The sequence below is a fragment of the Salinicola sp. JS01 genome, from assembly GCF_030284585.1.
In the GTDB taxonomy this organism is placed as follows: domain Bacteria; phylum Pseudomonadota; class Gammaproteobacteria; order Pseudomonadales; family Halomonadaceae; genus Salinicola.
Genome location: NZ_CP127244.1, coordinates 1972023 through 1986478 on the forward strand (window position 1 = coordinate 1972023; position 14456 = coordinate 1986478).

Genomic DNA, 14456 nt, shown 5'->3' on the forward strand with positions numbered 1-14456 from the left:
CGACAGCCTATCAACGCAGCTGCGCGATCTGATCCATGACCTCGGACTGGGTCCGGATCGAATTGGTATTGGCTTGATAGTTGCGCTGCGCAATGATCAGGTTGACCAGTTCCTGGGTCAGGTCGACGTTAGAGGCTTCGAGCGTCTCCGACGCGATCGACCCCAGCGTGCCGGTTCCAGCTGTGCCCAGCAGTTCGTTACCCGAGTCCACGGTGGCAGAGAACAGGTTGCCACCGGCAGGTGTCAGCCCTTCGGGATTACGGAATGTGGCCAATGCGATCTGACCCAGATTGACGGTCTTCTCGTTGGAGTAACTCCCCACGACAGAGCCATCATCGGCAAAGCTGATCCCCACTAGCGCCCCGGAAGCGTAGCCATCCTGAGCCAGACTCTTGACAGTCGAATCGTTCGAGAACTGTGTGCTTCCCGCCAGGTTGAAATTGGCGGTAATCGTATTAACCCCAGTACCCAACTGATTGGCGTCGAAAGTGAGGTCAGGCCAATTGACCGGGTTGGCCGTCGCGTCTTCGGTATTGATAGTGGCCAGTTTTCCGTCCTGATCGAACGTCATAGTTACATTTTCATCGGTCAGAATGCCATCGAGTGCAGTCCGTGCATTCCAGGCATTATCGCCGGTCTTCTGGAAGTACAGCGTGGCATTGTGCTGGGCGCCCTGAGAATCGTAAACGGTGAAACTGGTCGAGTAGTTGTAGTCGATCGAGGTCTGCTGCGTCGTATCCTCGGCCTGCTTGGCCGCGAGTGAGTTATAAAGGACCGACGTCGACGTATCATCAGCGATAGTCGAAGCATCCAGATTCAGCAGCATACGGATGCCCACGCCAGTGGCACCGGTGGCACTCGCCTGCATGTCGGCGGCCGGTACGTTGAGTACCTGCGGCTGCCCACCGGTCACCACGCCCGAATTGACGTCAGTGGCGTCAGCCAGACCATAGCCCATCAGACGCGCACCCTGAGCGTTTTCCAGATAGCCATCCGCAGTCAAAGTCAGCTGCCCATTGCGTGAGTAGCCAACCTCGCCCTCTTGCTGAAAACGCAAGAAACCATCACCGCTGATCGCGACATCCAGATTGCGCCCGGTGGATTCCAAACTACCGGTGGTAAAATCCTGCAGCACGCCAGAGACGCGCGTACCCAAGCCTACGGCGCTATTGGCAAAGACGTCGGAAAACTGCACAGACCCACTCTTGAAGCCCTTGGTCTGGGAGTTCGAAATATTGTTGCCGATGACATCCAACTGCTGAGAAGCGGCGTTGACACCGCTGAGTGCTTGCGAAAAACCCATGTTCGTATCCCTGCGTTAGCGTTGCGGGCCGATCGCCGGGATGGCGATCGAGATGCGTATCGAGAAAAGCGTGCTGGCGTCGCTGGTCAGAGAATCTGACGGACTTCGCCCAGCGTCACTGGACTACGGTTGAAACCGAGATCCAGCTTCACGCCGTCGTCACCCTGCATCACACCGTTGACGAGGGCGTAGTTGAGAACCTTGGGCGATGTGCTGCTGTCGCCATCCAACACTTTCATCTCCACCGTATAGGTGCTGTCGCTGGCGGCCATGGAGCCATCCTCGAGCTTGCCGTCCCAGGTGAAGCTATGCACGCCGGCATTCAGCGCGCCGGTCGAGAACGAACGCACCACCTGTCCGTTGGCGCCTTTGATGGAGATCTGCAGATCACCGACGGCCTGATCCAGATCGACCCCGATCGGCGTCGTGGCCACGGCACCGCTATTGGCATCGGCATTGCCCACCAGAATCCGATCCCCGGGTACCATGACACCCTTGCCGATCAGCGCGGTCGCCTGGAGCGCTTTGCCGGCATCGATCTGCTCGGTGATCGCCTGGAGGCTGTCGTTGAGCTTGTTGATGCCGCTGACCGTATTGATCTGGGCCAACTGCGCGGTCATCTGCGAGTTGTCCATCGGATTGGTCGGATCCTGATTCTTCAACTGCGTGACCAGAAGCGTCATGAAGCGATCGTTGAGCTCGCTGCCCGAATTGGCATCGGCCGTCTTACTCGTGGACGCGGTACCGTTGATGTTGGCGAGCGTGCTGCCGCCGATGACTGGACTGGACATGCCGTTTCTCCTTGGCGCCCGCCCCACGATGGGAGCCGCGGCAACCTGGGGCTGCGCCTTAGGCTCAGCCTTCGCCGATGGTGAGAGTCTTGGTCATCAACGTCTTGGCGGTATTCATCACCTCGACGTTGGCCTGGTAGGAGCGCGACGCCGAGATCATGTCTACCATCTCGTTGACGGGATCGACGTTGGGTAGCGACACGTAGCCCTGCGCATCTGCCAACGGATGCCCGGGGCGGTACTCCTGGCGCAAAGGTGTGGTGGTATCTTCCACCACGCGATTGACCCGCACGCCGCCGGGACTGCCACCCGACTGCCCCAGCGCCTGGAACATGACCTGGCGTGCGTGGTAAGGCTCACCGTCGGGTCCGGCTACGCTATCTGCATTGGCCAGGTTACTGGCAGTCACGTTCATACGCTGGGAGTTGGCCGTCAGCGCCGAGCCTGAAATTTCGAAAACACTGAACATCGACATCGGTTTACTCCGGTTGCATCGCTTTCTTCAGCCCCTGGATCCGACGGCTGACGAAGGTGACGTCCGCCTGGTAGCGGACCGAGTTATCGGCGAAAGCGGCACGCTCGCGGTTCATGTCGACGGTGTTGCCGTCGAGGCTAGGCTGGTCCGGTACGCGATAAAGCAGGTCGTCGACACCCGAGAAGCGCGGCCCCTCGGCGGCGATATGCCGGCTGGACGTGCGGTTCAACGAGAGACCGCCCTCGCCTGCCGAACGCCCCTGCTGCATGACCCGATCGAGCTCGGCACGAAAGTCGAAGTCGCGCGCCTTGAAATTGGGCGTGTCGGCATTGGCTATGTTGTTGGCCAGCACCTTCTGTCGCTCGGCGCGCAGGTTGAGTGCCTCCTGCTGGTAACGCAGCGCACTCTCCAACTTGTCGAACATGCCGATGACCTCCTGATATGGCCGGACGGTAGATGAGCTCATGAGGGCTCGCCGCCGCCTGCTTTCTTGGACAGGGTGGAGAATAGCGGTGAGTTACGCATGGTAAACTCGTAAACAGACCGTCAATTGCGCGTCATTTCCTCCGATGACGCCGCCACCCTCGCTTTACAATCGCTCTCCATGATGGAAAGAACCGCACGGACCGGGTGCGACAGCCGAACCTCGTGGCCGAGTTCTTTCAGATGCCGACACCAAGCCTGCAGCGGGATACACCCCATGACAGCGACTAGATCGGAAGGCCCAAAAGATGCTTGGCTCGCGCGCCGCCCGCGCCTGCGTCGACTGCTGCTGACCGTGGCTGGCATGCTGCTGCTGACACTCTTCGGCCTTGCTCTTTTGCCACTGCCTTCTATTGCGCAGGCGCAGGACACCGACCCGCTGGCTGCCAGCGTCAAGCGTTTTCTACTCACGCAGACGCGCTCGCTCGGTGATCAGGTCAGCATCGAAGTTCATGACAACACCGCCCGCCTCGGCCCCTGCGCGACCCCGGAGCCGTTCCTGCCGCGTCCGGGGACGCCCCAGGGCCGCGTCACGGTCGGGATCAACTGCCAAGGGGAAGAGCGTTCCCGTTACATCCAGGCAACGGTATCGGCGAGCGTCAGGCACCTGGTGGCAGCTCGCACGCTTGAGCCCGGAGACCCTATCGACGCCACGGCACTGCAATGGCAATCCTCGGATATTACCCGCCTGCAGCGCGGCTATCTCAGCGCCATGACCGACGCGGCCGGGCGAGTGGCCACGCGGCGCATCCCTGCCGGGGCGACTCTCACCAACGCCATGGTGAGGCAGCCCTGGCTGGTCAAGCGCGGCGACACCGTGGTGCTGGTTGCCCAGGGGCCGGGGTTCCGCGTCAGCCGCAGCGTCGAAGCGCTGGAAAATGGCGGCATGGGCAACACCATCCGGCTCAAGACCGAAGGCAACCAGATCCTGCAGGGCCAGGTCATCGGTCCCGATCAACTGCGCGTCAACTTCTAGCGCGGCACGATGGCTGGGGCGACACAATCCGCATACGTAATTGCAAACTTTTTTGACAAAACTCTGCGTGGCCGGCTTTCAGTTTCGGCCATGGCTGCCGATAATCCTTGCAAGCGGGCCAAGGCCCTACCCTATCGGCAGCACATGACCGTGGGCATCGCCCAGAGGTGACAACATGAAGATCGACCAGACAAACTCGCTGACGCGCCTGACGCAGAGCGACGCCCTCGACCCGAAGCGCAACGCCAAGAGTGCCGAGAGCGCTGCAACGCCGGCGGGTTCTAAGACCACGCTGAGCCAGATCAACACCCAGAACGCCAGCGGTGATATCGACACAGCCCGGGTCGACGAGATCCGCCAGGCAATCGCCGATGGCTCGTTGCAGCTCGATACCAGCAAGATCGCCGATGGTCTGATCCAGAGCGTTCGCGACATGCTCGACGAGCGCGGCTGAACAGTCAGCCGCCCTATTTGGCATATCCCTTTCGAGAGCCCTAGATGAACGTCAAAGATCTGCTCACTGAACAGCTGCATCAGCTCGAACAGCTTCTCGAGACGCTGACGGCAGAACGGGAGTGCCTCAAGGAGGGTCGCGCTGACGGCGAGGTTCTCAACACGCTCGCTACCTACAAGCAAGCTCAACTTGCCGAACTGGAGCGGCTCGAGCATCTGCGACGCGATGCGCAACAGGCTCAAGGCCTCGGAGATGGCGCCCGCGGTGCCGAGCAGCTAGCCGATATTCACGACGCCAATCAGCTCTGGGGGCAGATTCGCCAGCAGGCGGATCGCCTGAAGCAGATGAACCGTCTCAATGGCTTTGTCATCTCCCAGCGCATGGAGCACAACCAGCGCGCGATCGATTTTCTCGAGCGTGCCGTGGGTGGCAGCGTCTATGGCCGCAACGGCCAGGCCAAGCCCAAGAACTTCAGTGGTATCAGTTCCCACGCCTGATCTATTGCCGCTTGCCATATTCCTTTTGACGGCAGTCTGGGTGCCCATTTCCTATGACTTTCGTCTTTTGAGCCGCTCTGAATCACGCACATTGTCACACTTGCTGTTCACTAGTGGCGTTCGAACTCCTGTCTTTATCCCCTATTGCCCCTTCTATTCCTCCAGCGAAACACGCGCTACCACGCCAGCGAAACATGCCCTCTCTTGCAGCGGAATACCCCGCAACAAGGATGTCGGCGGTGGAGCTTGCCTCGCCGCATTGCTGGCAAGCGACTGTTTTCGCAGGAGACTCACACGAGGCCCCGACTAGAACCGCATCACCCTGCGCCACATGGGCCTCGACACATTTTTTCACAAAAACCGCAAATCTTTTTCTAAAGCTCCCCGGAGTAGCGCCGATAAATGGGACAACGGCCAAGGGGCCGTTGCAGCAGGATCCGACAGCCATTCGACGTTCTGCGGATCAGGCCCAAATCGCCCTCTCACTATGAGAAAGGAATACGACAATGGCAGTTATCAATACCAACATCACCGCGCTGATCGGTCAGAACAACCTGAACAAGTCGCAGAGCCAGCTCTCGACCGCCATGGAGCGTCTCTCCTCCGGCCTGCGTATCAACAGTGCCAAGGACGACGCCGCCGGTCAGGCCATCGCCAACCGCATGAGCAGCCAGATCACCGGTCTGAACCAGGCTAGCCGTAACGCCAACGACGGTATCTCGCTGTCGCAGACTGCCGAAGGCGCCCTTGACCAGGTCAACGACAACCTGCAGCGCATCCGTGAACTGACCGTTCAGGCTCAGAACGGTACCAACAGCGCCGACGACATCGATTCCATCCAGAAGGAAGTCAACCAGCGTCTGGAAGAGATCAACCGCGTCACCACCCAAAGCTCTTTCAACGGCACCAACGTCTTCGAGGCAGCCGGCACAACCGGAACCTCGTTCAGCGTTCAGGTCGGTGCCAACGACAACGAAACCATCAGCATCAACATCGGTGGCGCACAAGCATCCGGTACGGCTACCTCTGGTAGCGGCTGGAACATGTACACCACCGACGGCGCAACCGCTGTTACCCAGACTACCGTCAACGGCTCCGCGCGTACCGTCCAGACCTCCGGCTTCGATGTACTCTCGGACGACGCGCTTGCCGTTCTCGACAACAAGCTCAACAACGTCGACAGCGAGCGCAGCAACCTCGGTGCGGTCCAGAACCGTTTCGAAACCGCTATCGACAACATCACCACCACCTCGACCAACCTGTCGGCAGCTCGTTCGCGCATCGAAGATGCCGACTACGCCACCGAAGTGTCGAACATGACCCGCGCGCAGATCCTGCAGCAGGCTGGCACCTCGGTTCTGTCCCAGGCGAACCAGACCCCGCAGACGGTTCTCTCGCTGCTGCGTTAATCCCTCCCCAGGGAGTGATGGAAGGCCGGCATCTTGCCGGCCTTTTTCGTTGCCTATACGCCACACCAGAGCCCGCGACCGAGAATGGCACCACCAAGGCCAACTATTCGCCGCTTCGCACTGCTCGAGACATGAGAAGCTTGAAAGACTTCTCACCTTCTGTCGGAGCTTTGCTGCTCATGAGTCATAGCCAAAACGTCCCCGCCCCACTACAAAAGCGATTCATGGACCTCTATCGGCGCGGTGACTATCAGCAAGCCAAGAAAGATGCCTTAAGCCTGACAAGGCGCTTCCCGCAGGATGCCTTCGGCTGGAAAGCGCTTGGGAATTCTCAGCTCTACCTCGGCGACGTCGCGGCCGCGACCGCCTCCTTGGAGAGAGCTAAGGCGCTGACTCCCGACGATCCATTGGTGCTGATGGCGCTGTCGCGAGCATACTTCAGCCAGGGGCAAAAGCAGCAAGCATTGGAATTGCAGCGCCTCGGCCTGGAATTGGACGACCAAGCCGCCCAGGCACATTTCAATATGGCAACCATGCTCTACAATAGTGGCGATTATGACCTCGCGGAAGAAAGCTTGGTCGAGGCCGAAAAGGCTGGGCACCCCGCTGCTGAAATACTGACCATACGCATTACCATTGCTTCGGAGCGATTTCGGTTTCGAGAAGGTCTGGAAATGCTGGAGAAACTGCATTCGCTCCAGCCAGAAAACCCCGAGGTGCTCAACACGCTCGGCAATTATCACAAGGATATGGCCGACTTCGAGAGCGCGCGGCATTATTATGGCGAGGCCCTCCGGCTGAGCCCGCAGTACTATACCGCTTATTCCAACGATCTGATCAACGACCATTACGACCCTGCGGCATCCGCCACGGATATTCTCGAGAAATCCAGAGCCTGGCGCGATAGGTTCAAACCTGACACCCAGTTCTCACATGACGGCAAGGACCTCACCCTGTCGCGCAATCTCAAGGTAGGTCTTCTTTCGAGCAATTTTCGCTCTCACCCTGTCGGCTGGATGAGCAGTAGCGCGCTAGCGAATTTGCCCAGCGATATCGAACTTTACGCGTACACCGACAACGACTCTCACGATCCGATTGCAGAGAAAATCAAACAGGTTTGTCACTGGATACCCTGCTATCACCTGGATCACCAACAGCTTGCCGATAGAATTTTTGCCGACGATATCGATATTCTGATCGACATGGCCGGCCACGGCGCTCAGAGCCGGTTACCCGTCATCGATATGAAGCCAGCGCCGATCATCGTTAAATGGGTCGGTTCACAGATCAGCAGCATGGGCATCGAGGCATTCGACTATTTCTTGAGCGACTGTTATGAAACGCCGCCCGGGGTAGATCACCTCTATACCGAGAAGCTGATCCGGCTGCCCAACGACTACATCTGCTATACGCCGCCCGCCTATACCCCCGCGATCACATCGCTGCCGGCCATCAGCAACGGTTACGTAACCTTCGGCTGCTTCAACAACCCTGCCAAGGTCAACGATGTATTGCTGGCCGAATGGGCAAAGGTGATGCATCGGGTACCCGGCAGCCGCCTTTTTATGAAGGGTGGACAATACAGCAGCCATAGAGTCTGCGAGCGAGTGATTTCGACCCTTGAGCGTCACGGCATCAACAGAGACCGAGTAACGCTAGAAGGTCCCTCCGACCACAAGGAGCTACTCGGAAGTTACAACCGCGTAGATATCGCCCTGGATACTTGGCCCTACTCAGGTGGATTGACGACCTGTGAAGCCCTGCTGATGGGCGTCCCCGTAGTCACGCATATCGGGCCGACCTTTGCCGGACGGCACAGCGCCACGCACCTGTCGAATACCGGTATGCCGGAACTGGTCACGGATAGCTGGGAAGCTTTCCGCGAGCGAGTGGTCGAACTCGCGTCCGATCTGCCGAGCCTGGCGGTGATCCGCGCGGCGCTGAGAACTTATCTCGAACACTCTCCGATCTGCGACGCGCCCAAGTTCGGTCGCCATCTGCGCAAGGCACTGAGAGCCGTCTGGCAGCGCTATTGCGAAAACGCAGAGCCGGCCGCCCTCACCTTCGATGGCCATGGACGCGCTTATTTCGAGGATCGCGACGAGCCGGTGGAAGTGCCCCGCCCGCCCATACTCGAGACGGATGATGGCTTCGGCTGGCCGCTCGAGGAGCCGATCATCGCCATCGACAACGGTGGCCAGCTACTAAACGATGAGAACGTCGAGAAACTGCTGCGAGACGAACGCCTCGAATTGATCGTGTTCGATCCGTCAGCGGATGCGGCTCATCACCCCATGAGTCGGGCCGAGCACGTACATTACTATGCCGGCCATGGCCTGGGCACGGGCTCACCGGCAACACTGTTCACGCCAAGTCCCAATGCGCCGAGCCCATTGCCAGCGGATAGCCAGCGCGAGCAGCGACAGGTGCAGGCAGCAGCCGAGCCCAGCGCGTTCGATACCCTCGCTCTGGACAGCATTGAGGGCTTGCCGGCTCTGGACTGGCTGGTGCTGGACGATACCAGTGATGCTGCCGACATTCTGAGCCATGGCAGTCGGTCGCTAGCCACGGCGATGCTGATTCAGGTCAAGATCGCCTTCCAGCCGACCCACGAGCGCCAGCCCGACCTCGGCGAAGTTCAGCGCTGGGCCAAGGAGCACGGCTTCCGCCTCTATCACCTGCACGATCAGCAACATCGCAGCGCTCTGCCCATGGATGAGATCACCGCTGACGCGGTCGCCTCCGAACTATGGTCCGCCCAAGCGCTATTGCTACCCGACCATACACGCATGACCAGTCTGAGCGATAGCCAGCGAATCAAGCTGGCTTTCCTACTGCACGTCATCTATGGATTCAAGGATGCGAGCGGCAGCTTGCTAAAGCAAGTTAATTATGGCTTGGCTAATAGCTATCTTGTTAATCACGTTTGGGTGCAGCCACCCGTATGCAACATACTTACACCCTTGCAGGTTGAGACAGCGGAGTTCGGCGACTCGCGCATCGCCATAATTGAGAAATTAAAAAGAAGTCTTTCCAGCAAGACAATATGCTTTGTAGATACGGGAAACGCGGCTAATCACGGCTTGATCCGCAGCGGACTTTACAATATTTACCGCATTTTAGAGACCGGTGGTTGCAAAGTTCGATGGCTAGCTTCTAATGAAGCCACTCCAAAAACATTGATCGAAACTGCCGCTTCAAGAACCCATGTAATGTTAGGTGGCAACCGTTTTTACGATACGTCGATCAGTGCTAGCGGCTACGGAAAATCCAATTTATTCCAAACTTTTGAATGTCCAATCATCGGAACCATAAGTGATCATCCCTACGCCGATTTCATGCTAGACAGAGTACAGAACGCATTTTCTAAGGGACTGTTTTTGGCACGCGGTTCTCTGGGAGAGGAGCTCTCATTTTTACGCCCCGATCTACAGTTCATCAATCGTGAACGCCTGGAATCCGCAAGTCAGGAATACCCAGGCTGCGAGCGTCCCCACCATCAGCGCGATATAGACATTCTGGTCCCTATGAATTTTGCCTATGCTGTTCAGGCAGAGGAAAATTATGATCAATTGCTAGAGACAGCGAAAAACTATGGCGCTAACTATATCAGGCTCGTGGAAGAGGTCATGGAGAGATTTTCCGACTTCTCGCAATCTCTGCTATCGACATTTCGAGAGACATATCAGCAAATTTTTGGGTACTCTTGGAACGTAGAGTTTCCTTGGCGCCCAGAAGATTACAAGTTGATCCAGCTGCTAGGCCAAATTGACAATGTAATCAGAGGAAATAAGCGGCGAGAAGCACTACGATTCCTCGCCCACACCCAGACCGACATAAACATTGTCGTTCTTGCCAGTGAAAGAGAGAGAAGCCTGCTTGAATCTTGTGTGGGGCGCAATAGAACTGCTCACTGGCAGTTCATTGGCACACAGCCATTTGATCAGCTCAAAGGACTCTACGCTCGGGCTCGTTACGTGCTGAGCGTCTTCCCAACGTATCATGACTTATTACATGAACGTCTACGCACGGCCGGAGCCGCAGGTTGCGCAGTAATTTCCAACGTCAACCAACGCACACAAGAACTTCTCGTGGACGGCGAAAATATTCTAATTTACGAGGGCAAGACAATCGATGAAATTTATAACAAAAATCCTGATGTGAGCGAAAGTGTCGGTCTTGCCCTGCGCAAACGCCTTCAGGAGTCTCTGATATCAACTGACACCGCCATCAACAAGACACTAAAGAGCTACGCCGACTATCTTTCCAATTTCTAAAAGTGATTTTAACTTGAGTATCATATGCCCCACATAAGCATGTGGGGCATCTTCTATCATCCTACGCCTCTTACTTAATAATCGTGCTCCCTAGCAGATGATGAAGATAGCTTTCTGCATCCATCGAAATCACTTCCAAAAGGTTGTCGTCCACTTCGAAGAAGCCACTCAAAAACATTGACTTCATCATAAAAAAATGCACCACATGGTCATGATAAAAGCCTGCCAGGCGTTTCTGCTTGAATGAGGACTCGTAGGCAATACTACTTGAATTGACCACGCTCCTCAGATAGCTTTCCCTATGCGAAGAACCTGAAACGTCCATCATCATTGTGGAACTGTAAATCTTTATTTTGGCTGGGGAAAAATAGAGAATATCGATCAATACACGCGGCACTGCCGGCGGCATTGTCAACAAATTATTACCCACTTCAAACAGAACCCGCGATCTTTCATTGACGTTACAATGAGGCAGCGCCGACTGGTAGGTAACAAAAAAATCCTCGTTATAGCCAATCCGACCAGAAGCTTTTCTAGAAAATGCCAGAGAAGTATTTAAAATAGTCGTTTTACTACCAATATAAGGAACTTCGTCAGCAGCAATATCTGGGAAACGGAAGCGAACGACATTATCGTGAGCATCTATTTCCTCACCGTTTTCATGTGTAGCCGGAGCAGGACCGACTATGGCCACAGATGAGTCTTTGACAAGATCCGAGAATTCTTGATCCTTTTGGTTACGCTTCTTGAAGCTCGATATCTCTCGTTGAAGATAAGAGGAGAAAGCGTCCAGGAGTTCTCCGTCCGATAAAATCTTGGCACTGGTAGAGGGGATGCCTAGCTGCTGTCCAAGCTGCATTTTCTTACAGACGAGATAGTCTTTTACTCTGCCGGTAGCGGCGTAAATATCTGACAACTTATTCAAAGCCACAGGAAGATGCCAGAGTGACTTAAAGCTGGCTAGTCCCGGAGGCTCCCCTAACTCCGTCACTCCATCGTAAAAAAACTCGATACCCTTACGATGATCGTTTGAGCACTCCATCTCTGCGCGTAATGCTAAATTTTCGATGGCTAGCAAGTAGCGCTGACCGTCTAGATTGTTTACCTTGTCGGCTATCTGGAAATAATCAGCTAAGCTCACTATGTGGCTTTTAAACTTATAATTCCACGTTGGCCACTTGCGCGTTTTTGAAAGCAAAGAATACTGCGCATAACTGTGAAACAGACACCCCATATCATGAAAGCTTTTACCTAAAACGGTCTTTCTAGTACTTTTCGTTACCTTTACCCAATCGGCCCCAGTCGCCTTTCGCAATAAACTCAAATTCAAAAAATATTTTTTGGGATTGTACGTAAAAAACCAATCACAGTCTTTTCCGTAGAAGCTCTGGTGGAAAAAATATTTCCTAGCATATTTTTTATAAAATTTATCAACTACTAATTTTCGAGGCGAGTAGAAAACCAAATCTGGCAAGAGCAGAATAGTAAAAACTATCGGACATCGCAATTTCAGTGTCAGTACTATACGCCAATCATAAGAAGCGACGGTCACGCGACGCCCCTTATCTAAGTCCTGCGCCACAACGGCCACGACTCTCTCAATTTGACGCTCGGTCACCGTGGTAAAAAGATCATTACAAACGCGCACGTAGACGCCGTTTGAAAACGGCTGCTTCTTTCTCTTTATAATCATGCTGACGCTTCGCTAGCCGCCTTGAAGTTCGCCACAATATCTGCAATAGCATTGTCGACACTATCAGAAATCTTGAGACCGTAAACTGCCTCGAGTTTAAAACAACTAAGCTTCAGCGACGGCAAACCATCTTCTTCAATCGCTTTGGTCTCTATCGCAACCGGTGCTCGGCCAATTGCCTGGACTTGCGAATCGATAAGACCAGCAACTTCCAGCAATGTTAGTGACTCTTGGCTGGCCAAATTTACTGTATCTTTCCCCGTCGACTTTTCCGACAGTGCAATATTCAAAACACCTTGGGCCGCATCATTTACTGACAATAGACTTACATATTGTTTACCGCCGCTGATCTGCAACTTGCCTTCTTGCAATGCGCTCAATGTCATTTTATACAGAGCACGCGCTTCCATCCCCTTGCCAACCAAACTTGCTAGACGTATATTCACGACTGTCAGGTGGCTGAGGCGATTGAATATTAACTCAGATGCGTATTTTGCCAAGCCGTAACGAGTAGATGGTGAAACTGGTGTTTTTTCGCTAATCAGTTGGCCATGCAGATTATTTGGATAAACACTTTGCGACGATATATTGATTACTTTGGGAACAGAGTGCTTCTCGCAGAACGATGCCACTTCTTGGGTCCAAGCCAGCGACTCCGTAAGCGCCACGAGCGATTCGCTTCTCGTAAACGCACAATGTATGACACAATCTACAACCTCTTGAAAATCCTCAAGTCGGCTATTCTCGATACCTCCGTCTTCTTCCATTCCATTGATTAGATCTGGAGAACGAGAAAAAGAATGTACCACATGACCCAAGCCGCTCAGACGTTGAATCAATGCTTGAGCCAAGATGCCAGAGGCTCCCGTTATAAGAAAAACCATACCTATTCCCCATAAGCATTTTATCTAATTACGTTTAAACAGTATGAAATGGCACTTCCGAACCGTCATTGGCAATAATTTTAAAGTTTCTCTTCACATATGAAACGATCTCCTTAAACTGCCTTTTAGACTGGGCAAAGAAAAACACACGGCATACAACCAACCCCAGCGTGGCAGGCTCGGTCACTTTTCTCCCCTTTTCTCCATGGCTTACATGGCAATAAATGACATCTGAGTGATTAGCAATCCTATCAACACCTTCCAATCTAGCAATACTGTCTTTTTGTGCACAAGAGATCGTTAGATTATAGCCTGTTGAATGTGAGTGAGAGGGGCTCATTTCTTGGCTGCTCAACCCTACCGCAAATGCAGCCAGCTCTTTAGCAGCATTCAACCCTTTCTTTTTCTCGAAAATTTTATACTCAAGACTACCGGTTAACCTGAATGAAAACTCATAAACCCAAAATATGTCAGAAGCAAAGAACATTTGCATGTAGACCAAACCATTGCCGATGTCTAAATGCTTGATTAGCCTTCTGACTTTTTCATCGAGTTGACAGACATACGCTGATTCATTCTGCGAAGGAAAACGGTACAGCACGGGTAAGGGAAGTTCTCCTTGCGCCATTGGCTTTACCTCTCTGTCAGCAACCCCAAGAAACGATATTTCGCCATCCCGGACGTAGTAAAAAGCTGTTGCTTCAGGCGCTGTTAACATTCTTTCGACCAACACTTCGCCAGAGCTTGAATATTGCCTTGCCGATTCTTTCAAGGACGCAAGTTGATCCTGACACTCACAGATCTTTATGCCCCGACTGCCACTGTTATCGGTAGGCTTGACGATCACAGGAAACTCTTCTGCCGGAACGGCATCATCATAACTTTTCAAGACAGGTATTGAAAAATTGGATAACTCTTTTTTCAACTTGGTCTTATTGGTTGTGATGGCTATTTGCCGGGCATCCGAAATATAGCACGGTAAATTCGCATACCTGCAGATCTCATAGTAACTAGGCAACAGAGAATCCACAAAACCGCAGAGAACACCATTAATTTTATGTTCGCGAATTAGCTTCAATATTGCAGGAACGTCAAACACACTGATATCATGACCTTGATCGGAAGCTTTTTTCGCTGGAGAGTCAACAGCATTATCAGTAACGTGAACTTCTAGGCCGATGGACCGACATTCTTCAACGAGCGACGTCATCAGG

At 54.1% G+C, this 14456-nt stretch carries 12 protein-coding genes; 5 read left to right on the forward strand and 7 right to left on the reverse strand.

Annotated elements, in window-relative coordinates; genetic code table 11:
- Nucleotides 1-10 precede the first annotated feature (10 nt).
- The 4 genes from flgE to flgB form a co-directional block, all read right to left on the reverse strand.
- Nucleotides 11-1303 (reverse strand): flagellar hook protein FlgE, encoded by a 1293-nt coding sequence (gene flgE / locus QO259_RS08955; RefSeq protein ID WP_285952549.1) that lies wholly within the window; start codon nucleotides 1301-1303, stop codon nucleotides 11-13.
- 86 nt (nucleotides 1304-1389) lie between these two features.
- Nucleotides 1390-2094: a flagellar hook assembly protein FlgD gene (locus QO259_RS08960; RefSeq protein ID WP_285952550.1), complete on the reverse strand. Its 705-nt coding sequence runs from the start codon at nucleotides 2092-2094 to the stop codon at nucleotides 1390-1392.
- A 64-nt stretch (nucleotides 2095-2158) separates the two neighbouring features.
- Nucleotides 2159-2569 carry a flagellar basal body rod protein FlgC gene (flgC, locus tag QO259_RS08965; protein WP_285952551.1) on the reverse strand — a complete coding sequence of 137 codons (411 nt, stop codon included), beginning with the start codon at nucleotides 2567-2569 and terminating at the stop codon, nucleotides 2159-2161.
- 4 nt (nucleotides 2570-2573) lie between these two features.
- Entirely contained in the window at nucleotides 2574-2993 is a 420-nt protein-coding gene (gene flgB / locus QO259_RS08970; RefSeq protein ID WP_207035818.1) for a flagellar basal body rod protein FlgB, read from the reverse strand.
- 363 nt (nucleotides 2994-3356) lie between these two features.
- On the opposite strand from flgB, the gene flgA reads away from it, so the two are divergent.
- The 5 genes from flgA (at nucleotide 3357) to QO259_RS08995 (ending at nucleotide 10665) form a co-directional block, all read left to right on the forward strand.
- A complete protein-coding gene (flgA, locus tag QO259_RS08975; RefSeq protein ID WP_285952552.1) occupies nucleotides 3357-4028 on the forward strand; it encodes a flagellar basal body P-ring formation chaperone FlgA in 672 nt (223 codons plus the stop codon).
- A gap of 175 nt (nucleotides 4029-4203) precedes the next feature.
- Nucleotides 4204-4482: a flagellar biosynthesis anti-sigma factor FlgM gene (gene flgM, locus QO259_RS08980; RefSeq protein ID WP_285952553.1), complete on the forward strand. Its 279-nt coding sequence runs from the start codon at nucleotides 4204-4206 to the stop codon at nucleotides 4480-4482.
- A 44-nt stretch (nucleotides 4483-4526) separates the two neighbouring features.
- Nucleotides 4527-4979: a flagella synthesis protein FlgN gene (locus QO259_RS08985; RefSeq protein ID WP_285952554.1), complete on the forward strand. Its 453-nt coding sequence runs from the start codon at nucleotides 4527-4529 to the stop codon at nucleotides 4977-4979.
- Between the two features lie 506 nt (nucleotides 4980-5485).
- Entirely contained in the window at nucleotides 5486-6388 is a 903-nt protein-coding gene (locus tag QO259_RS08990; RefSeq protein WP_285952555.1) for a flagellin N-terminal helical domain-containing protein, read from the forward strand.
- Nucleotides 6389-6567: 179 nt separating this feature from the next.
- A complete protein-coding gene (locus QO259_RS08995; protein WP_285952556.1) occupies nucleotides 6568-10665 on the forward strand; it encodes an O-linked N-acetylglucosamine transferase, SPINDLY family protein in 4098 nt (1365 codons plus the stop codon).
- 70 nt (nucleotides 10666-10735) lie between these two features.
- Here the strand turns inward: QO259_RS08995 and QO259_RS09000 are convergent, their stop codons facing one another.
- From QO259_RS09000 to QO259_RS09010, 3 genes are read right to left on the reverse strand one after another with little or no spacing between them, the layout of a single operon-like run.
- The gene (locus tag QO259_RS09000; RefSeq protein WP_285952557.1) at nucleotides 10736-12358 is read right to left on the reverse strand and encodes a glycosyltransferase family 29 protein; all 1623 of its coding nucleotides are present in this window, start codon (nucleotides 12356-12358) and stop codon (nucleotides 10736-10738) included.
- Nucleotides 12355-13242 (reverse strand): NAD-dependent epimerase/dehydratase family protein, encoded by an 888-nt coding sequence (locus tag QO259_RS09005; RefSeq protein WP_285952558.1) that lies wholly within the window; start codon nucleotides 13240-13242, stop codon nucleotides 12355-12357. The genes QO259_RS09000 and QO259_RS09005 overlap by 4 nt, the downstream gene beginning before the upstream one ends.
- A 34-nt stretch (nucleotides 13243-13276) precedes the next feature.
- On the reverse strand, nucleotides 13277-14452 hold the full coding sequence (locus QO259_RS09010; RefSeq protein WP_285952559.1) for an ATP-grasp domain-containing protein: 1176 nt from the start codon (nucleotides 14450-14452) through the stop codon (nucleotides 13277-13279).
- Between the last annotated feature and the right edge of the window lie 4 nt (nucleotides 14453-14456).

Bases quoted from the DNA above. Each gene is read 5' to 3' on its own strand.
- flgE (WP_285952549.1), bottom strand. From the start codon at position 1,303: ATGGGTTTTTCGCAAGCACTCAGCGGTGTCAACGCCGCTTCTCAGCAG.
- QO259_RS08960 (WP_285952550.1), bottom strand. From the start codon at position 2,094: ATGTCCAGTCCAGTCATCGGCGGCAGCACGCTCGCCAACATCAACGGT.
- flgC (WP_285952551.1), bottom strand. From the start codon at position 2,569: ATGTCGATGTTCAGTGTTTTCGAAATTTCAGGCTCGGCGCTGACGGCC.
- flgB (WP_207035818.1), bottom strand. From the start codon at position 2,993: ATGTTCGACAAGTTGGAGAGTGCGCTGCGTTACCAGCAGGAGGCACTC.
- flgA (WP_285952552.1), top strand. From the start codon at position 3,357: ATGCTGCTGCTGACACTCTTCGGCCTTGCTCTTTTGCCACTGCCTTCT.
- flgM (WP_285952553.1), top strand. From the start codon at position 4,204: ATGAAGATCGACCAGACAAACTCGCTGACGCGCCTGACGCAGAGCGAC.
- QO259_RS08985 (WP_285952554.1), top strand. From the start codon at position 4,527: ATGAACGTCAAAGATCTGCTCACTGAACAGCTGCATCAGCTCGAACAG.
- QO259_RS08990 (WP_285952555.1), top strand. From the start codon at position 5,486: ATGGCAGTTATCAATACCAACATCACCGCGCTGATCGGTCAGAACAAC.
- QO259_RS08995 (WP_285952556.1), top strand. From the start codon at position 6,568: ATGAGTCATAGCCAAAACGTCCCCGCCCCACTACAAAAGCGATTCATG.
- QO259_RS09000 (WP_285952557.1), bottom strand. From the start codon at position 12,358: ATGATTATAAAGAGAAAGAAGCAGCCGTTTTCAAACGGCGTCTACGTG.
- QO259_RS09005 (WP_285952558.1), bottom strand. From the start codon at position 13,242: ATGGTTTTTCTTATAACGGGAGCCTCTGGCATCTTGGCTCAAGCATTG.
- QO259_RS09010 (WP_285952559.1), bottom strand. From the start codon at position 14,452: ATGACGTCGCTCGTTGAAGAATGTCGGTCCATCGGCCTAGAAGTTCAC.